The following is an 18,510-nucleotide window of genomic DNA, read 5'->3' on the forward strand; positions in this document are numbered from 1 at the left end:
CAAGTTTAGGGTTTTCTCAAAACCCAAAGATGTTTGAACTGAAGAGTTTGATCATGGCTCAGATTGAACGCTGGCGGCAGGCCTAACACATGCAAGTCGAGCGGTAGAGAGAAGCTTGCTTCTCTTGAGAGCGGCGGACGGGTGAGTAATGCCTAGGAATCTGCCTGGTAGTGGGGGATAACGTTCGGAAACGGACGCTAATACCGCATACGTCCTACGGGAGAAAGCAGGGGACCTTCGGGCCTTGCGCTATCAGATGAGCCTAGGTCGGATTAGCTAGTTGGTGGGGTAATGGCTCACCAAGGCGACGATCCGTAACTGGTCTGAGAGGATGATCAGTCACACTGGAACTGAGACACGGTCCAGACTCCTACGGGAGGCAGCAGTGGGGAATATTGGACAATGGGCGAAAGCCTGATCCAGCCATGCCGCGTGTGTGAAGAAGGTCTTCGGATTGTAAAGCACTTTAAGTTGGGAGGAAGGGTACTTACCTAATACGTGAGTATTTTGACGTTACCGACAGAATAAGCACCGGCTAACTCTGTGCCAGCAGCCGCGGTAATACAGAGGGTGCAAGCGTTAATCGGAATTACTGGGCGTAAAGCGCGCGTAGGTGGTTCGTTAAGTTGGATGTGAAATCCCCGGGCTCAACCTGGGAACTGCATCCAAAACTGGCGAGCTAGAGTATGGTAGAGGGTGGTGGAATTTCCTGTGTAGCGGTGAAATGCGTAGATATAGGAAGGAACACCAGTGGCGAAGGCGACCACCTGGACTGATACTGACACTGAGGTGCGAAAGCGTGGGGAGCAAACAGGATTAGATACCCTGGTAGTCCACGCCGTAAACGATGTCAACTAGCCGTTGGGAGCCTTGAGCTCTTAGTGGCGCAGCTAACGCATTAAGTTGACCGCCTGGGGAGTACGGCCGCAAGGTTAAAACTCAAATGAATTGACGGGGGCCCGCACAAGCGGTGGAGCATGTGGTTTAATTCGAAGCAACGCGAAGAACCTTACCAGGCCTTGACATCCAATGAACTTTCCAGAGATGGATTGGTGCCTTCGGGAACATTGAGACAGGTGCTGCATGGCTGTCGTCAGCTCGTGTCGTGAGATGTTGGGTTAAGTCCCGTAACGAGCGCAACCCTTGTCCTTAGTTACCAGCACGTCATGGTGGGCACTCTAAGGAGACTGCCGGTGACAAACCGGAGGAAGGTGGGGATGACGTCAAGTCATCATGGCCCTTACGGCCTGGGCTACACACGTGCTACAATGGTCGGTACAGAGGGTTGCCAAGCCGCGAGGTGGAGCTAATCCCATAAAACCGATCGTAGTCCGGATCGCAGTCTGCAACTCGACTGCGTGAAGTCGGAATCGCTAGTAATCGCGAATCAGAATGTCGCGGTGAATACGTTCCCGGGCCTTGTACACACCGCCCGTCACACCATGGGAGTGGGTTGCACCAGAAGTAGCTAGTCTAACCTTCGGGAGGACGGTTACCACGGTGTGATTCATGACTGGGGTGAAGTCGTAACAAGGTAGCCGTAGGGGAACCTGCGGCTGGATCACCTCCTTAATCGACGACATCAGCTGCTTCATAAGCTCCCACACGAATTGCTTGATTCATTGAAGAAGACGATTGGGTCTGTAGCTCAGTTGGTTAGAGCGCACCCCTGATAAGGGTGAGGTCGGCAGTTCGAATCTGCCCAGACCCACCAATTACTGGTGCACCCTGTAGCGATACGGGGCCATAGCTCAGCTGGGAGAGCGCCTGCCTTGCACGCAGGAGGTCAGCGGTTCGATCCCGCTTGGCTCCACCATTACAGATTGGTGTCCATCGTTTAAAGCTTAGAAATGAGCATTCCGCTGATAGGCGATGAATGTTGATTTCTGATCTTTATCAGAATCGTTCTTTAAAAATTTGGGTATGTGATAGAAAGATAGACTGGATAGCACTTTCACTGGTGTTTATTCAGGCTAAGGTAAAATTTGTGAGTTTAATCGCGAATTTTCGGCGAATGTCGTCTTCACAGTATAACCAGATTGCTTGGGGTTATATGGTCAAGTGAAGAAGCGCATACGGTGGATGCCTTGGCAGTCAGAGGCGATGAAAGACGTGGTAGCCTGCGAAAAGCTTCGGGGAGTCGGCAAACAGACTTTGATCCGGAGATGTCTGAATGGGGGAACCCAGCCATCATAAGATGGTTATCTTGTACTGAATACATAGGTGCAAGAGGCGAACCAGGGGAACTGAAACATCTAAGTACCCTGAGGAAAAGAAATCAACCGAGATTCCCTTAGTAGTGGCGAGCGAACGGGGACTAGCCCTTAAGTGGCTTTGAGATTAGCGGAACGCTCTGGAAAGTGCGGCCATAGTGGGTGATAGCCCTGTACGCGAAAGTCTCTTAGTCATGAAATCGAGTAGGACGGAGCACGAGAAACTTTGTCTGAATATGGGGGGACCATCCTCCAAGGCTAAATACTACTGACTGACCGATAGTGAACTAGTACCGTGAGGGAAAGGCGAAAAGAACCCCGGAGAGGGGAGTGAAATAGATCCTGAAACCGTATGCGTACAAGCAGTGGGAGCAGACTTTGTTCTGTGACTGCGTACCTTTTGTATAATGGGTCAGCGACTTATATTCAGTGGCGAGCTTAACCGAATAGGGGAGGCGTAGCGAAAGCGAGTCTTAATAGGGCGTTTAGTCGCTGGGTATAGACCCGAAACCGGGCGATCTATCCATGGGCAGGTTGAAGGTTAGGTAACACTGACTGGAGGACCGAACCGACTACCGTTGAAAAGTTAGCGGATGACCTGTGGATCGGAGTGAAAGGCTAATCAAGCTCGGAGATAGCTGGTTCTCCTCGAAAGCTATTTAGGTAGCGCCTCATGTATCACTGTAGGGGGTAGAGCACTGTTTCGGCTAGGGGGTCATCCCGACTTACCAAACCGATGCAAACTCCGAATACCTACAAGTGCCGAGCATGGGAGACACACGGCGGGTGCTAACGTCCGTCGTGAAAAGGGAAACAACCCAGACCGTCAGCTAAGGTCCCAAAGTTATGGTTAAGTGGGAAACGATGTGGGAAGGCTTAGACAGCTAGGAGGTTGGCTTAGAAGCAGCCACCCTTTAAAGAAAGCGTAATAGCTCACTAGTCGAGTCGGCCTGCGCGGAAGATGTAACGGGGCTCAAACCATACACCGAAGCTACGGGTATCACGTAAGTGATGCGGTAGAGGAGCGTTCTGTAAGCCTGTGAAGGTGAGTTGAGAAGCTTGCTGGAGGTATCAGAAGTGCGAATGCTGACATGAGTAACGACAATGGGTGTGAAAAACACCCACGCCGAAAGACCAAGGTTTCCTGCGCAACGTTAATCGACGCAGGGTTAGTCGGTCCCTAAGGCGAGGCTGAAAAGCGTAGTCGATGGAAAACAGGTTAATATTCCTGTACTTCTAGTTATTGCGATGGAGGGACGGAGAAGGCTAGGCCAGCTTGGCGTTGGTTGTCCAAGTTTAAGGTGGTAGGCTGGAATCTTAGGTAAATCCGGGGTTCTAAGGCCGAGAGCTGATGACGAGTTACCTTTTAGGTGACGAAGTGGTTGATGCCATGCTTCCAAGAAAAGCTTCTAAGCTTCAGATAACTAGGAACCGTACCCCAAACCGACACAGGTGGTTGGGTAGAGAATACCAAGGCGCTTGAGAGAACTCGGGTGAAGGAACTAGGCAAAATGGCACCGTAACTTCGGGAGAAGGTGCGCCGGTGAGGGTGAAGGACTTGCTCCGTAAGCCCATGCCGGTCGAAGATACCAGGCCGCTGCGACTGTTTATTAAAAACACAGCACTCTGCAAACACGAAAGTGGACGTATAGGGTGTGACGCCTGCCCGGTGCCGGAAGGTTAATTGATGGGGTTAGCTAACGCGAAGCTCTTGATCGAAGCCCCGGTAAACGGCGGCCGTAACTATAACGGTCCTAAGGTAGCGAAATTCCTTGTCGGGTAAGTTCCGACCTGCACGAATGGCGTAACGATGGCGGCGCTGTCTCCACCCGAGACTCAGTGAAATTGAAATCGCTGTGAAGATGCAGTGTATCCGCGGCTAGACGGAAAGACCCCGTGAACCTTTACTATAGCTTTGCACTGGACTTTGAATTTGCTTGTGTAGGATAGGTGGGAGGCTTTGAAGCGTGGACGCCAGTTCGCGTGGAGCCATCCTTGAAATACCACCCTGGCAACTTTGAGGTTCTAACTCAGGTCCGTTATCCGGATCGAGGACAGTGTATGGTGGGTAGTTTGACTGGGGCGGTCTCCTCCTAAAGAGTAACGGAGGAGTACGAAGGTGCGCTCAGACCGGTCGGAAATCGGTCGTAGAGTATAAAGGCAAAAGCGCGCTTGACTGCGAGACAGACACGTCGAGCAGGTACGAAAGTAGGTCTTAGTGATCCGGTGGTTCTGTATGGAAGGGCCATCGCTCAACGGATAAAAGGTACTCCGGGGATAACAGGCTGATACCGCCCAAGAGTTCATATCGACGGCGGTGTTTGGCACCTCGATGTCGGCTCATCACATCCTGGGGCTGAAGCCGGTCCCAAGGGTATGGCTGTTCGCCATTTAAAGTGGTACGCGAGCTGGGTTTAGAACGTCGTGAGACAGTTCGGTCCCTATCTGCCGTGGACGTTTGAGATTTGAGAGGGGCTGCTCCTAGTACGAGAGGACCGGAGTGGACGAACCTCTGGTGTTCCGGTTGTCACGCCAGTGGCATTGCCGGGTAGCTATGTTCGGAAAAGATAACCGCTGAAAGCATCTAAGCGGGAAACTTGCCTCAAGATGAGATCTCACTGGAACCTTGAGTTCCCTGAAGGGCCGTCGAAGACTACGACGTTGATAGGTTGGGTGTGTAAGCGCTGTGAGGCGTTGAGCTAACCAATACTAATTGCCCGTGAGGCTTGACCATATAACACCCAAGCAATTTGCTTAAGAGCGAGTTGCGGTGTGTGAAGACGAAACGAACCGAAAGTTCGAGAAAACACACAAAGCTATTACATACCCAATTTGCTGAAGCGTCGAAAGACGACTCGGCACACCGAATTTCTTGACGACCATAGAGCATTGGAACCACCTGATCCCATCCCGAACTCAGAAGTGAAACGATGCATCGCCGATGGTAGTGTGGGGTTTCCCCATGTGAGAGTAGGTCATCGTCAAGATTAAATTCCGAAACCCCAATTGCGAAAGCAGTTGGGGTTTTGTCTTTTGTGCGCAGAAAAACCTTTCAACGGAGAGCAGCGCCCTTCGACTCAAGACTGTCTCAAGCCGAAGGCACCCTTGACCGGCGTTAACGTCCCAGGCTGTTGTGCGTTAGCCGGGTTACCCACTTGCCATGCTGCTCGCCACTCTTCAATGCCCGCAGTTTCTCCGGCAGTTGGTTGAAGTCGAATTCAATCAGCGGTGCAGGTTGCAGCAGTCCTGATACGGTTTGGCTCATCAGTTGTTCGGCGTACTGACGTAGCTGTTGCCAGTCGACCCGGCTGCCGTAAGCGTGAATGCTGTTGAGGGCCACCTCATGGAGTGAGATCGCGGTGCTGAACGCCGGCAATGGCGTCGTCTCCTGACGATCCTGAATGCACACCAGGTGCCCGTTGTAGCCCAGCAGCGCTGCCAGGCTGCGCGCGTGAGCGCCGCTGACGGTATCGAACAGCGCATGCAGGTGACGTTCCCCCAACCGTGATTGCAGCTCGGTTTGCCAAGTGGCTGTCTGATAGTCGAAGACCCCGACCGCGCCCTGCGCCAGCAACCGCGCATGGTGCTTGGCGGACGCTGTCGCCCACACCCGCAGACCGCGTTGCGCCGCCAACTGAACCAGCAGCGAACCCACTGCCCCGCCAGCCCCCACCACCAGCACATCACGTGCACCTACAACGGGGACTTTATCCAGCGCCTGCAAGGCGGTCAGGCCGGGGCAGGGCAGGCTGGCGGCAACCGCGTCATCCAGTGACTCAGGAACCGGCAGCGCCGCATCGGCATCGAGCAGGCAATACTCGGCGAAGCTGCCATCACGGCTCAGCGACTGGTGATAAGCCACCCGCGTACCGACCTTCAGCGTCACTGCGGCTCCCGCGGCCACCACCACCCCGACGCCATCGACACCAGGCACCCGGCCGCTATGCCAATCGGCATGCCCCCACTCGATGATCTTCCAGTCCACCGGGTTGAGGGCGATCGCGGTATTGGCGATCAACACTTCCTTGGGCCCCGGTTGCGGCAATACCTTGCGGATCAGTTGAAGGCCTTCCAGGCCGGCCCCTGCGGTCCAGCCCCAGGCGTTGTATTCAGTTGGCATGGTGAAACCTCGGCAGTACGAATTCGGCAATTTCCTCGATGGCCTCGGCCACCGGACGTTCGCTGCGCCGCAGATGCAGGCCGACATGCTGCACGCCCGCTTCTCGCAGGGCCTGCAACTCGTCGATCAATGCCAGGCGCCCACAGCGGCCGCCAAAGCGCAGGCGCTGCATGGGGGCATGCGGGTCAGCGGCGAGGTCCAGGTGGACGAAGCTGATATAGGGTTTGTCGCCACCGACCTCACGCCAGAGCGCGACGCGTCGGCGGTGCTCCTCCGAGGTGCCCGGATAGGCCAGCCAGCCGTCCATGTGCTCACCGATCCAGGCCGGCGATTGCTGGCCCAGTCCGGCCACCAGCAGCGGTGCGGCTTCAGGGCGCTGTGGCAGCAGATGCGCGCCCTCGGGCAAGCGATCCTGCCCCTGGCTGTGCAGCAGCTCGACCGCATCGCGAAAGAGCTCCCCACGCTGGGCGTAATCGACGCCGAACAGCGGATACTCCATCGGCCGGTCACCACTGGCGACCCCCAGCAGCAAGCGACCATCGCTCAACTCGTCGATGCTGTTGGCCGCCTTGAGGGTCAGCCACGGCTGACGCAGCGGCAGGACCACCGCGGCGGTCCCGAGCATGATGTTCTGCGTGATGCCGGCCAGGTAGCCGAGATAGGAAAAGGTTTCGAAGACCTGAGCGGCATCGCCGAAATTCGGGTCGTACACCGGCACATCACGTACCCACAGCGCACGAAAGCCGGCCTGGTCCGCCAAACGGGCGAGGGTTGCATGTTGCTTGAGGTCCGGCACGCCGAAGGGGCGACCTGCGATCTGGCGCAGGCGTTGGCCAGCGCTGGACCAGTCGTTGTCCAGCGGCAGTTCCAGGCCGATGGAAAAGTTGTTCCTGCCAAGCAGGCGTTGAAACCGAGGGTGCATGAAGGGCTCCAGCGTCTCGCCCGTGGCAAGACGGTCATAGGGATTACAGGGCAGCAGTATCCCCAGGCCCGGCCCATGGAAAAATGCATGAATCGGAACAACAATCTTGAGCGGGCATCACGAATCGGCCGAATTCTTCATGAAAGCGCCAGGGCGGTTTTTGGTATGGTGCAGCTCGTTTTTCAAGGGACCGACATTCACCCGCACGGACCAGCGTTCACTATTCCACGAGAAGCTGTAGCAATGCCTGAACCGATACCGATCAAGGACCACGAAAAAGAGACGCAGCTGGTCAACAAAAGACTGTTGGCCTGTGCCCTGTTGGTGGTCGCCATCACCTGCACCCTGATCGGGCGCCTGTATTTCCTGCAGGTGGTCGAGTTCGACTATCACTCGACCATCTCCGAAAACAATCGTGTGCACGTGCTGCCCATCACCCCGACCCGCGGCCTGATCTACGACCGCAACGGCGTGCTGCTGGCCGACAACCGTCCCAGTTTCAACCTGACCATTACCCGTGAGCGCACCACCGACCTCAAAGGCGAGCTGGACCAGGTGGTCAGCCTGCTGCACCTGCCCGCCGAAGACCGGGTCCTGTTCGACAAGGCGCTGAAGCAGTCACGCCACCCATTCGTGCCGGTCACCCTGTTCTATGAACTGACCGAAGAGCAGATCGCCGTGCTGGCGGTCAACGAGTACCGCCTGCCGGGGCTGGAGGTCGAGGCGCAGTTCGTGCGGCACTATCCGATGGGCGCGCACTTCGCCCATTCCATCGGCTATGTCGGGCGCATCAACGAGAAGGAAGCCAAGGTCCTGGACTCGGTGGAATACCGCGGCACCCAGTCGATCGGCAAGACCGGGATCGAGCGGTTCTACGAGTCCGAGCTGCATGGCCACGTCGGCTATGAAGAGGTGGAAACCAACGCCCAGGGCCGGGTCATGCGGGTGCTCAAGCACACCGATCCGATCCCTGGAAAAAACATCGTGCTCAGCCTCGATGTGAAGTTGCAGGAGGCGGCCGAGGCGGCCCTGGGCGACCGTCGCGGATCGGTGGTGGCCCTCGATCCGCAGACCGGCGAAGTGCTGGCCATGGTCAGCAAGCCGAGCTTCGACCCGAACCTGTTCGTCACCGGCATCAGCTTCAAGGAGTACAGCGCGTTACGCGACTCCATCGACCGGCCGCTGTTCAACCGCGTGCTGCGCGGCCTGTATGCGCCGGGGTCGACCATCAAGCCGGAAGTGGCGATCGCCGGGCTGGATTCCGGGGTGGTCAACGCCTCGACCCGGGTGTTCGATCCGGGTTACTACCAACTGCCGGACGTCGACCACAAATACCGCAACTGGAACCACAGCGGCGACGGCTGGGTGGACCTGGACGCGGCGATCATGCGCTCCAACGACACCTACTTCTACGACCTGGCGCACAAGCTCGGTATCGACCGCCTGCACGATTACCTGGCGATGTTCGGCCTGGGCGAGAAAGTCTCCCTGGACATGTTCGAGGAAGCATCGGGGCTGATGCCGTCCCAGGCCTGGAAGCGCGCCACCCGGCGCCAGCCGTGGTTCCCCGGCGAGACGGTGATTCTCGGCATCGGCCAAGGCTACATGCAGGTCACTCCATTGCAGCTGGCCCAGGCGACGGCGCTGATTGCCAACAAGGGCGTGTGGAATCGCCCTCATCTGGCCAAGACCGTCGATGGCGTGGCGCCGGTGGACGAACACCCGATGCCGAATATCCAGCTCAAGGACCCGGTCGACTGGGACCTGGTCAGCCACGGCATGCAGATGGTGATGCACGCGCCCCGCGGCACCGCGCGCGACGCAGCGGCCGGCGCGCAATACCGCATCGCCGGCAAGAGCGGTACGGCGCAGGTGGTGGCGATCAAGCAGGGCGAGCGTTACAACCGGCTCAAGACCCACGAGCGTCATCGCGACAATGCCCTGTTCGTCGGTTTCGCCCCGGCCGAGCACCCGCAGATCGTGGTGGCGGTGATGATCGAGAACGGCGAGGCCGGTGGCCGGGTCGCGGGGCCGGTGGTGCGTCAGGTCATGGATGCCTGGCTGCTCGACCAGCAAGGCCACCTGAAGCCGCAATACGCCAGCCCCGGCAAGGGGCCGGACGTTCCCCACGCCTGAGTCATTTGAACATCAGGCTGTCCGGCACCTGCTCACGAATACTGAGCATGTGCTGGATGCTGTCCAGGAACAGAGTTTCGGCCTGGCTCATCTTCTGTTCCCGGTGCCACAGCAGCTGGATATCGAAATCCACCACGCCCTCGTCCGGCGGCAAACGCCAGAGCAGCCCTTGCTCGACATTCCGTTTGACCAGGTGGATCGGCAGGCAGCCGATACCGAACCCTGCGCAGACCAGGCGATAAATCTCTTCGAAACTGGTGGAGGAGGCGACGATCTTGCCGGTAAAGCCCTGCTGGTCGCGAAACAGTGTCAACGGTGACAGGTTGCCCCCCAACTGGTCGCTGGTGAAGCTGACGAAGTTCTCGTTGGCCAGTTGTTGCAGGCTCAGATTCTGCTGGCCGAACAGCCGGTGACGCTGGCCGCAGAAGTAGGCATACCGCTCGCGAAACAGCACCCGCTGCTCCAGCCTGGGCTGCGGCAGACGACACAACCCGACCCCCAGGGTCGCGGTCTTTTGCAGCAGCGAACTGATGATGTCCGAGCTGCCCATCACCTCGACTTCCAGCTCGATTTTCGGGTGGGCCTCATGGAAATCGGCGAGGAACTCATCGTAGTGCGGCGCCTGCACGCCGCTGACGGTGAGGATGCGGATCTTGCCCACCACGTCGTCGTTGCGGCTCTCCACCACGGTGCCCAGGCGCGAAATATCGCCATAGATATCGGTGGCGATGCGCAGCACTTCCTCCCCGGTTTCCGTCAGCTCGAAGCGCCGTCCGCTGCGGGCGATCAACACGCAATCGAGCTGTTCCTCCAGGCGCTTGAGGGCCTGGCTGACCGCCGACTGGGTGATGTGCAGGCGCGCGGCGGCGCGGCTCATGCTGCCTTCCTGGCCGATCACCAGGTAGGTGCGCAGCAGGTTCCAGTCCAGGCGATCGTTGAGGAAACGCCGGCCGACCCAGGGGTTGGACGTGGAGAGTGGTGTAGGCATGGCGGCTCCATCTAGTAGCTGTGCTAATAGCAAGGATAAGGATTTGAAAATTGACTAATCCTGGCACGCCGGCGATAAAGCCCACAAGCGCCGCAGAGCGCCGTGATCCAAGCCTTCCGCACCTGCCCAAAACTACAATTACACAGGGTCCTTGCATGCACACCACCCCTCAACCGCGCAGAGCCGCGGCGGCGGCCTTTATCGGCACGACCATCGAGTTCTACGACTTCTACATCTACGCCACGGCTGCGGCCCTGGTCCTCGGTCAGGTGTTCTTTCCCAGCAGCGACCCGGTGATGAGCACCCTGGCGGCGTTCGGCAGCTTCGCCGTGGGCTTCATTGCCCGGCCCATGGCCGGCATGGTGTTCGGCCATCTGGGCGATCGCCTCGGGCGCAAGAAAATGCTGCTGGTGACCATGGCACTGATGGGCCTGGCCACCACCGGCATCGGCCTGTTGCCCAGCTATGCCAGCGTCGGTATCTGGGCGCCCATCGGCCTGATCGTGCTGCGCATCATCCAGGGCATTTCCGTGGGCGGCGAGTGGGGCGGGGCGGTGCTGATGGCCAGCGAACATGCTCCGGCCAGGCGCAAGACTTTCTACGCTTCCTTTGCCCAGCTCGGCAGCCCGGCCGGCCTGCTGCTGGCGTTGATCGCCTTCCGCCTGGTGACCAGCCTCGACCAGCAGGACTTCCTCGACTGGGGTTGGCGCCTGCCGTTCCTCGCCAGCGGCGTGCTGATGATGTTCGGCCTGATGATCCGTTCCGGCGTGCACGAGTCGCCGGAGTTCGCCAAGGCCCGGGCCAACAATGAGACCGCCCAGTACCCGGTGATGGAAGTGCTGCGCAGCTGCTGGAAGCAGATCCTGTTCGCCGCCGCGGTGACCATCGGTTCGGCCGGCTTCTTCTTCACCAACACCTTCATGATCACCTACGTCACCCAGTACCAGGGCATTTCCCGGGCGACCATTCTCGATTGCCTGTTCCTGGTGACGATCATCCAACTGCTGTCGCAGCCGCTCTCCGCGTTGCTGGCCGAGCGTATCGGCGAGGGGCGCTTCCTCAAGTGGGTGGCGCTGCTGTGCATGGCCACGCCGTACCCGATGTTCCTGTTGGTCGGCACCCAGAACATTGTGCTGATGACCCTCGGCATCGCCCTGGCGGTGGTGATTCTCTCGGCGCTGTACGCGGTGATCGCCGGCTACATGACCCAGGCCTTCCCGGTGCACCTGCGCTACTCGGGGATCTCCATCGCCTACCAACTGGCCTGCGCGGTCGCCGGTGGCAGCACGCCGCTGATCGGCACCTTGCTGGCCAGCAAATTCTCGGGGCAGTGGCTGCCGCTGGCGGCGTTCTTCAGCCTGCTGTCGGCCCTGTCATTGATCGGCGTCTGCGGCCTGGCCCGGCTGCGCGCCAACCCTACCGTCCACCACGCTGCCAAAGAGGTGTATTCGTGAGCAAACCTGAACACATGAGCCCGATTGAATGGCAGGCCCGCTGCGAGCTGGCGGCCCTGTATCGACTGGTCGCGCACTTTCGCATGACCGACCTGATCGACACCCACATCACCCTGCGCATTCCTGGGCCGGAGCATCACTTTTTGATCAACCGCTACGGGGTGATTTTCGACCGCATGCGTGCCAGCGACCTGGTGCGCATCGACCAGCAAGGGCGCATCGTCGATCCGCACTACGCCGGGCACCGGGTCAACGCCGCCGGCTTCGTCATTCACTCGGCGATCCACATGGCGCGCCCGGATCTCAACTGCGTGATCCACACCCACACCGCCGCCGGCATGGCGGTGGCCGCGCAGAAACAGGGGCTGCTGCCCATCAGCCAGCATGCGCTGAAGTTCTACGGCAAGCTGGCGTACCACACCTATGAAGGCATCGCCCTGTCCCTCGACGAGCGCGAGCGCCTGATCGCCGACCTCGGCCCGCACAAGGCGATGATCCTGCGCAACCACGGCCTGCTGGTGGGCGGTGCCAGCGTCGCCCATGCCTTCCAGGAGATCCATTTCCTCGAGCGCGCCTGCCAGGCCCAGGTCCAGGCGCTGGCCGGCGGTTGCGAGCTGAACTACCCGTCGCCGGAAGTCTGCGCCCACACCGCCGAACAGTTCGAACGCGACGACGCCGACAACATCATCGAACTGGCCTGGGAAGCCGCCCTGACCCTGATCGAGTCCCAGCGCGAGTCCTATCTGTCATGAGCATCGTGGTGCTGCTGTCCCGCGACAGCCTGTTGCTCAAGCAACTGCAGGCCGCCTTCGCCCGCTGCGTGCCACAGCTGCAGGCGGTGCTGGCCGACGACCCGCGTGCCGCCCAGGCACCCATGGCCGCCTGCTGGTTTCCACCCGCCGGCAGCCTGGGGCGTTTGCCCAATCTGCAAGTGATTCATTCGGTGGCCGCGGGCATCGACCACCTGGAGCACGACCCTTCGTGCCCGGACCTGCCGATCTGCCGGGTGGTGGACCCGGGGCACCGCCAGGGCATGACCGAGTACCTGCGCTGGGCGGTGATCCACTATCACCGCGGCTTCGACCGGGTGCTGGAGCAGCAGCGCGAACGGCACTGGGAGCGACCGCTGCAACGGCCGGCGCGGAAGTTCAAGGTCGGGGTCATGGGCCTGGGTTCCCTGGGTAGCGCCATTGCCCTCGACCTGGCCGCCGCCGGCTACGACGTGCGTGGCTGGGCTCGCAGTGCCAAGAGCCTGGCGGGGGTGCAGACCTTCGTCGGGCCGGGGCAACTGGAGCCCTTTCTCGATGCAGTGGAGCTGCTGATCAACCTGTTGCCGCTGACTGCCGAGACCCGCGGCATTCTCGGGCGAGACAGCTTTGCCCGGCTGGCCCGCGGTGCGGCGCTGGTCAATGTCGGGCGGGGTGGCCACCTCAACCTCGACGACTTGCGCCAGGCCCTGGCCAGCGGCCAACTGCGCGGCGCCTTGCTCGACGTGTTCGAGCAGGAACCGCTGCCGGCCGATGATCCGCTGTGGACCATGCCCGGGGTCACCATTACCCCGCACATGGCGTCGGCGGCCTCCCACGATTGCATTGCCGAGCAGGTGGCGGACAACCTGCGGCGCCTGCAAGCCGGCGAGCCGCTGTTGAACGAGGTAGACAGGGCCCAGGGTTACTGAGCGCCCAGGCAGGCCTGCAAGGCTTCGATAAAGACCGTCTCGGCGCGGCTCATGCGCTGTTCGCGGTTCCACAGCAGATGGATGTCGACGTCGGCGATGCCGTCGTGGGGCGGCAGGCGCCACAGCAGCCCGGCCTCGACATCGGCCGCCACCACATGCTCGGGCAGGCAGCCGATGCCGTAGCCGGCGATCACCAGGCGCCGCACTTCCTCCAGGCTTGGCGACGAGGCGACGATGCGCCCGCTGAAACCCTGCTGGTCGCGAAAGATGGTCAGCGGCGAGAGCATGCCGCCGATCTGGTCGCTGGTGAAACTGACAAAATTCTCCCGCTGCAAATCGCCTTCGGCCACCTTCTGCTGGCCGAACAGGGCATGGTGCTTGCCGCAGAAAAACGCATAGCGCTGGCGCAGGAACAACCGCTGTTCCAGGCGCGGCTGGGGCCGGCGGTTGAGGCTCAGGCCGAGGGTCGCGGTTTTTTCCTGCAGGGCGCTGACGATGTCCGAGCTGCGCATCACCTCGATCTCCAGGTCGACCCGCGGATGCTGGCGATGGAAGTCGGCGAGGAAGTCATCGAAACGCTCGGAAAAGATCCGGCTGATCATCAGCAGGCGCACCTTGCCGATCACCTCGTCGGCCGGCTGCTCCAACACGCCGCTGACCTGGGACATCTGCCCGTAGATCTCGCCGGCCAGGTGGAAGATCTGCTCGCCGATTTCGGTCAAGGCAAAACGTGGCCCGCGCCGGGCAATCAACTGACGGCCCAATTGTTCCTCCAGGCGCTTGAGGGCCTGGCTCACCGCCGGCTGGGTCAGGTGCAGGCGGGCGGCCGCGCGGCTGATGCTCAGCTCCTGGCCGATCACCCGAAAAGTGCGCAGCAGGTTCCAGTCCAGGCGGTCGTTGAGCAGGCGGTCGGGCAGGCGGTTGGACATGGCGCAGGGCTCTGGGTCGAAGGACAGGGCTGATAATAAGCAGCAGTAATAATCAGCATAATAAATAGAAAATTGACTAATTATAGGCCCGCGACGATAAATCCCTCCCAGACAGGCGCCGCCAGAGCGCCTCTGCGTTCCCGTTCTCTCCTGCCAGAAAAATAATCAAAGGAGCACGATCCATGAAGCCTTCCGCTTCGCCCCAGCCGCGCCGTGCGGCGGCCGCCGCCTTTATCGGCACCATGATCGAGTGGTACGACTTCTACATCTACGCCACCGCTGCGGCGCTGGTGTTCGGCGCCTTGTTCTTCCCCTCCGACGACAAACTGTTCAGCACCATGGCGGCCTTCGGCACCTTCGCCGTGGGCTTCTTCGCCCGGCCACTGGGCGGCATCGTGTTCGGCCATATCGGCGATCGCATCGGGCGCAAGAAGTCCCTGGTGATCACCCTGCTGATGATGGGCGTGGTCACGGTGTGCATCGGCCTGCTGCCGACTTATGCACAGATCGGCGCGGCGGCGCCGGTGCTGCTGATCCTGCTGCGCATCGTCCAGGGCATTGCCGTCGGTGGCGAGTGGGGCGGGGCGGTGTTGATGGCCGGCGAGCATGCGCCCAAGGGCCGGCGCAACTTCTTCGCCTCCTTCGCCCAGCTGGGCAGCCCGGCCGGGTTGATCCTGTCGCTGCTGGCTTTCAGCGCGGTCACCCGCCTGCCCGAAGAAGACCTGATGAGCTGGGGCTGGCGCCTGCCGTTCCTCGCCAGCGCACTGTTGCTGGTGGTGGGCCTGGCGATTCGCCTGGGGGTCAATGAGTCGCCGGAATTCCTCGCCAGCCGCGAGCAGGCGCACAAGGCCCAGCGCAAGGAGCAGGCGCCGGTGATGGAAGTGCTGCAAAGCGCCTGGCGCCCGCTGCTGCTGTGCATCGGCGCCAATACCCTGGGCATCGCCGGGGTGTATTTCACCAACACCTTCATGATTGCCTACAGCACCCAGCAACTGGGGTTGCCGCGTTCGCTGATCCTGGAATGCCTGTTCGTGGTGGCAATCATCCAGTTCTGCATCCAGCCGCTGGCGGCCTGGACCGCCGAGAAGCTCGGCGCCACGCGTTTCCTGTGCCTGGCGTCGTTGCTGGCCATGGCGTCGCCATACCCGATGTTCGTGCTGGTGAGCAGCGGCCAGGCGCCGCTGATCATTCTCGGCATCGCCCTGGCGGTGGTGTGCATGGCGTCCTTCTATGCGGTGATCGCCGGCTACGTCAGCGGCATGTTCGAGACCCGCGTGCGCTACACCGCGATCTCCCTGGCCTATCAGGTCTGCGGCGCCGTGGCCGGTGGCCTGACGCCGTTGATCGGCACCTGGCTGGCCCACCAGTTCGCCGGCCAGTGGTGGCCGATGGCGCTGTTCTACAGCCTGATCGCGACTATCTCGCTGCTCTGCGTACTGGCCCTGTCTCGCCGGCATGCCGCCGCCCACCGCCTGGAAATGGCTTGAGTTTTTATCGCATCCGGAGAACCGAAGCATGTTGAAGATCAACGGCGAACGCCTGTGGGCGAGCCTGATGGCCATGGCCGAAATCGGCGCGACCGCCCGTGGCGGCAGCTGCCGCCTGGCCCTGAGCGAAGACGACAAGGCCGGGCGCGAACTGTTCGCCCGCTGGTGCCTGGAGGCCGGCATGAGCCTGAGCGTCGACCCCATTGGCAACCTGTTTGCCCGCCGTCCGGGCAGCGATCCCGATGCCGCCCCGGTGATGATGGGCAGCCACCTCGACACCCAGCCCGAAGGCGGGCGCTTCGATGGCGTGTACGGCGTGCTCGCCGGCCTGGAGGTGGTGCGCCGCCTCAACGATCTGCAGATCCAGACCCGCAAGCCGCTGGAAGTGGCGGTGTGGACCAACGAGGAGGGCGCGCGTTTCACCCCGGCCATGTTCGGCTCGGCGGTGTTCACCGGGATCATGGACCTGGAGACCGCCTTGGCGGTGCGCGACGCCGGCGGCATCAGCGTCGCCGAGGCGCTACACGCCACCGGCTACGCCGGCACACGGCCGCTGGGCGGGGCGGTGGATGCCTATTTCGAGGCGCATATCGAGCAGGGGCCGATCCTCGAAGACAACGCCAAGAGCATCGGCGTGGTCAGCGGCGGCCAGGCGATCCGCTGGCTCGACGTGCAGGTCGAAGGCATGGCGGCCCACGCCGGCACCACGCCCATGCCGCTGCGCAAGGACGCGCTCTACGGCGCCGCGCAGATGATCCTGGCGATCGAAACCCTGGCCACGGATTTCGCCCCCGAGGGCCTGACCACCGTCGGTGAGCTGAGCATCGCCAAATCCTCGCGCAACACCATTCCCGGCCTGTTGCAGTTCACTGTCGATTTGCGGCACCACCGCGACAGCGCCATCGAATCCATGGAACAGGAGGTGCGCGCGCGGCTTGGCGCCATCGCCGAGCGACGCCAGCTGAAGGTGACCATCAGCCCGCACTGGATCAGCCCGGCCACGCCCTTCGATGCCGACTGCGTGGCGGCGGTGCAGCAGGCGGTGGACGGCCTGGGCTACGCTCAACAATCGATCGTCAGCGGCGCCGGCCACGACGCGATTCATCTGGCGCGGTTTTGCCCGACGGCCATGGTCTTCATCCCTTGCGTCGGCGGCCTGAGCCACAACGAAGCCGAAGACGTCTTGCCCGAGGACGTGCGCCAGGGCACCGACGTATTGCTCAACGCCGTGCTGGCCCGCGCCGGCCGGGTCGAATAAGGAGAAGGTCATGCGCAGTTTTTTCCACCCCGAACAGCTGCTGCACCACCCGCGCAGCTATTACTCCCGCGGCCAGATGCGCACGCCCCAGGAAGTGCCCGAGCGCGCCCAGCGCCTGGTGCAGGCCGCGCACTCCCTGGGCTTTGACGTGCAGCAACCGGAGGATGCCGGCCTGGAGCCGCTGCTGGCGGTGCACGGCGCGGCGTACCTGCAGTTCCTCAAGGAAGCTCACCAGCGCTGGAAGGAAATTCCCGAAGACTGGGGCGAGGAGGTGATGTCGAACATCTTCGTCCGCGAACCCAACGCCCTGCGCGGCATCCTCGCCCAGGCCGCACGTTACCTGGCCGATGGCAGCTGCCCGGTGGGCGAACTGACCTGGCGTTCGGCCTACTGGTCGGCGCAAAGCGCGATTGCCGGCGCCCGGGCCCTGCTCGACGGCGAGCCGGCGGCCTACGCCCTGTGCCGCCCGCCGGGCCACCACGCCCGGGCCGAAGCCGCCGGCGGCTTCTGCTACCTGAACAACGCGGCGATCGCCGCCCAGGTGCTGCGCGAGAAGTTCGCCCGGGTCGCGGTGCTGGACACCGACATGCACCACGGCCAGGGCATCCAGGAAATCTTCTACGAGCGCGACGACGTGCTGTACGTCTCGGTGCACGGCGACCCGACCAACTTCTACCCGGGCGTCGCCGGCTTCGCCGACGAGCGCGGCAGCGGCGCGGGGCTGGGCTACAACCTCAACCTGCCCATGGCCCACGGCGCCAGCGAAGCCGATTTCCTCGCCCAACTGGAAACCGCCCTGGCGGCGGTAAAGACCTTCGACGCGCAAGTGCTGGTGCTGTCCCTGGGCTTTGACATCTACGAACTCGACCCACAAAGCAAAGTCGCGGTAACCCGCGAAGGTTTCGCCCGCCTCGGCGAACGCATCCGCAGCCTCGGCCTGCCGTGTTTGATCGTGCAGGAAGGCGGCTACCACCTGGAAAGCCTGGAAGACAACGCACGGGCATTCTTTGCCGAGGCTGGGGCCTGGAAACTCTGATTGCGGTGGTTGTCAGATCGCTTCGCGGGCAAGCCTCGCTCCTACAGACAGTGGTGCTTCTGTAGGAGCGAGGCTTGCCCGCGATGAACGTTAACGATAACGCGCCACCCCTGAACGCCCCTCATAGCAAAGCCCCGAATCAAAAGATCCAGGGGCTTTTTTAGCGCCTGCAACAGGCTGCCGCAGAGGACGGCGGGAGGGGAGGCTCAAGCGCTTAGGGACGGCCCTAGCATCGCCTTGCCCTGGGCAACATCCAGCAACGCCACACCATCGCTCAGCAGCAGCGAGG

General features: G+C 61.3%; 11 protein-coding genes, 2 tRNA genes and 3 rRNA genes. 12 read left to right on the plus strand and 4 right to left on the minus strand.

Going from position 1 to position 18,510, the window contains the following annotated elements; translation table 11 throughout:
- Positions 1-35: 35 nt before the first annotated feature.
- From PVZ80_RS09365 to rrf, 5 genes are all read left to right on the plus strand, one after another.
- A 16S ribosomal RNA gene (locus tag PVZ80_RS09365) occupies positions 36-1,572 on the plus strand.
- A gap of 65 nt (positions 1,573-1,637) precedes the next feature.
- A tRNA-Ile gene (locus PVZ80_RS09370) sits at positions 1,638-1,714 on the plus strand.
- Positions 1,715-1,740: 26 nt separating this feature from the next.
- Positions 1,741-1,816: transfer RNA gene (locus tag PVZ80_RS09375), tRNA-Ala, on the plus strand.
- 239 nt (positions 1,817-2,055) lie between these two features.
- Positions 2,056-4,947 (plus strand): 23S ribosomal RNA (locus PVZ80_RS09380).
- Positions 4,948-5,084: 137 nt separating this feature from the next.
- Positions 5,085-5,200, plus strand: a 5S ribosomal RNA gene (rrf, locus tag PVZ80_RS09385).
- The 16S, 23S and 5S rRNA genes sit together here with 2 tRNA genes alongside, the layout of an rRNA operon.
- 128 nt (positions 5,201-5,328) lie before the next feature.
- Here rrf and PVZ80_RS09390 read toward each other — a convergent pair.
- Complete coding sequence (locus PVZ80_RS09390) at positions 5,329-6,333, minus strand: zinc-binding dehydrogenase (protein WP_273863740.1); 1,005 nt, start codon at positions 6,331-6,333, stop codon at positions 5,329-5,331.
- A complete protein-coding gene (locus PVZ80_RS09395) occupies positions 6,323-7,255 on the minus strand; it encodes a TIGR03571 family LLM class oxidoreductase (RefSeq protein WP_110175184.1) in 933 nt (310 codons plus the stop codon). The genes PVZ80_RS09390 and PVZ80_RS09395 overlap by 11 nt, the downstream gene beginning before the upstream one ends.
- A 243-nt stretch (positions 7,256-7,498) precedes the next feature.
- On the opposite strand from PVZ80_RS09395, the gene mrdA reads away from it, so the two are divergent.
- The gene (mrdA, locus tag PVZ80_RS09400; protein WP_041989614.1) at positions 7,499-9,391 is read left to right on the plus strand and encodes a penicillin-binding protein 2; all 1,893 of its coding nucleotides are present in this window, start codon (positions 7,499-7,501) and stop codon (positions 9,389-9,391) included.
- A gap of 1 nt (position 9,392) precedes the next feature.
- On the opposite strand, the gene PVZ80_RS09405 is transcribed toward mrdA, so the two are convergent.
- Positions 9,393-10,379: a LysR family transcriptional regulator gene (locus tag PVZ80_RS09405; protein ID WP_009050036.1), complete on the minus strand. Its 987-nt coding sequence runs from the start codon at positions 10,377-10,379 to the stop codon at positions 9,393-9,395.
- A gap of 155 nt (positions 10,380-10,534) precedes the next feature.
- Between PVZ80_RS09405 and PVZ80_RS09410 the strand changes: the two genes are divergently transcribed.
- The 3 genes from PVZ80_RS09410 to PVZ80_RS09420 are packed head-to-tail and all read left to right on the plus strand — an operon-like array spanning position 10,535 to position 13,511.
- Positions 10,535-11,833 carry an MFS transporter gene (locus PVZ80_RS09410; protein WP_273863741.1) on the plus strand — a complete coding sequence of 433 codons (1,299 nt, stop codon included), beginning with the start codon at positions 10,535-10,537 and terminating at the stop codon, positions 11,831-11,833.
- Positions 11,830-12,585, plus strand: a complete 756-nt coding sequence (locus PVZ80_RS09415; protein WP_009050034.1) for a class II aldolase/adducin family protein — start codon at positions 11,830-11,832, stop codon at positions 12,583-12,585. The genes PVZ80_RS09410 and PVZ80_RS09415 overlap by 4 nt, the downstream gene beginning before the upstream one ends.
- Positions 12,582-13,511: a 2-hydroxyacid dehydrogenase gene (locus tag PVZ80_RS09420; RefSeq protein ID WP_273863742.1), complete on the plus strand. Its 930-nt coding sequence runs from the start codon at positions 12,582-12,584 to the stop codon at positions 13,509-13,511. The genes PVZ80_RS09415 and PVZ80_RS09420 overlap by 4 nt, the downstream gene beginning before the upstream one ends.
- Here PVZ80_RS09420 and PVZ80_RS09425 read toward each other — a convergent pair.
- Positions 13,505-14,440 (minus strand): LysR family transcriptional regulator, encoded by a 936-nt coding sequence (locus tag PVZ80_RS09425; RefSeq protein ID WP_110175186.1) that lies wholly within the window; start codon positions 14,438-14,440, stop codon positions 13,505-13,507. The genes PVZ80_RS09420 and PVZ80_RS09425 overlap by 7 nt on opposite strands.
- 182 nt (positions 14,441-14,622) lie before the next feature.
- Here PVZ80_RS09425 and PVZ80_RS09430 point away from each other — a divergent pair, with 182 nt between their 5' ends.
- Genes PVZ80_RS09430 through PVZ80_RS09440 form a run of 3 tightly spaced genes read left to right on the plus strand, consistent with a single transcriptional unit; the run spans position 14,623 to position 18,221 of the window.
- Positions 14,623-15,927 (plus strand): MFS transporter, encoded by a 1,305-nt coding sequence (locus PVZ80_RS09430; protein WP_273863743.1) that lies wholly within the window; start codon positions 14,623-14,625, stop codon positions 15,925-15,927.
- A 28-nt stretch (positions 15,928-15,955) separates the two neighbouring features.
- Complete coding sequence (locus PVZ80_RS09435) at positions 15,956-17,185, plus strand: Zn-dependent hydrolase (RefSeq protein WP_041989621.1); 1,230 nt, start codon at positions 15,956-15,958, stop codon at positions 17,183-17,185.
- 10 nt (positions 17,186-17,195) lie between these two features.
- Positions 17,196-18,221, plus strand: coding sequence for a histone deacetylase family protein (locus tag PVZ80_RS09440; protein WP_028683016.1), 1,026 nt, complete (start codon positions 17,196-17,198; stop codon positions 18,219-18,221).
- The last annotated feature ends 289 nt before the right edge of the window (positions 18,222-18,510 follow it).

The organism is Pseudomonas sp. B3G-3 (assembly GCF_028640915.1).
GTDB classification, from domain to species: Bacteria; Pseudomonadota; Gammaproteobacteria; order Pseudomonadales; family Pseudomonadaceae; genus Aquipseudomonas; species Aquipseudomonas chlororaphis_I.

Excerpts from the sequence above, each read along its gene's own strand:
- PVZ80_RS09390 (WP_273863740.1), bottom strand. The coding sequence starts at position 6,333 with ATGCCAACTGAATACAACGCCTGGGGCTGGACCGCAGGGGCCGGCCTG.
- PVZ80_RS09395 (WP_110175184.1), bottom strand. The coding sequence starts at position 7,255 with ATGCACCCTCGGTTTCAACGCCTGCTTGGCAGGAACAACTTTTCCATC.
- mrdA (WP_041989614.1), top strand. The coding sequence starts at position 7,499 with ATGCCTGAACCGATACCGATCAAGGACCACGAAAAAGAGACGCAGCTG.
- PVZ80_RS09405 (WP_009050036.1), bottom strand. The coding sequence starts at position 10,379 with ATGCCTACACCACTCTCCACGTCCAACCCCTGGGTCGGCCGGCGTTTC.
- PVZ80_RS09410 (WP_273863741.1), top strand. The coding sequence starts at position 10,535 with ATGCACACCACCCCTCAACCGCGCAGAGCCGCGGCGGCGGCCTTTATC.
- PVZ80_RS09420 (WP_273863742.1), top strand. The coding sequence starts at position 12,582 with ATGAGCATCGTGGTGCTGCTGTCCCGCGACAGCCTGTTGCTCAAGCAA.
- PVZ80_RS09425 (WP_110175186.1), bottom strand. The coding sequence starts at position 14,440 with ATGTCCAACCGCCTGCCCGACCGCCTGCTCAACGACCGCCTGGACTGG.
- PVZ80_RS09430 (WP_273863743.1), top strand. The coding sequence starts at position 14,623 with ATGAAGCCTTCCGCTTCGCCCCAGCCGCGCCGTGCGGCGGCCGCCGCC.
- PVZ80_RS09435 (WP_041989621.1), top strand. The coding sequence starts at position 15,956 with ATGTTGAAGATCAACGGCGAACGCCTGTGGGCGAGCCTGATGGCCATG.
- PVZ80_RS09440 (WP_028683016.1), top strand. The coding sequence starts at position 17,196 with ATGCGCAGTTTTTTCCACCCCGAACAGCTGCTGCACCACCCGCGCAGC.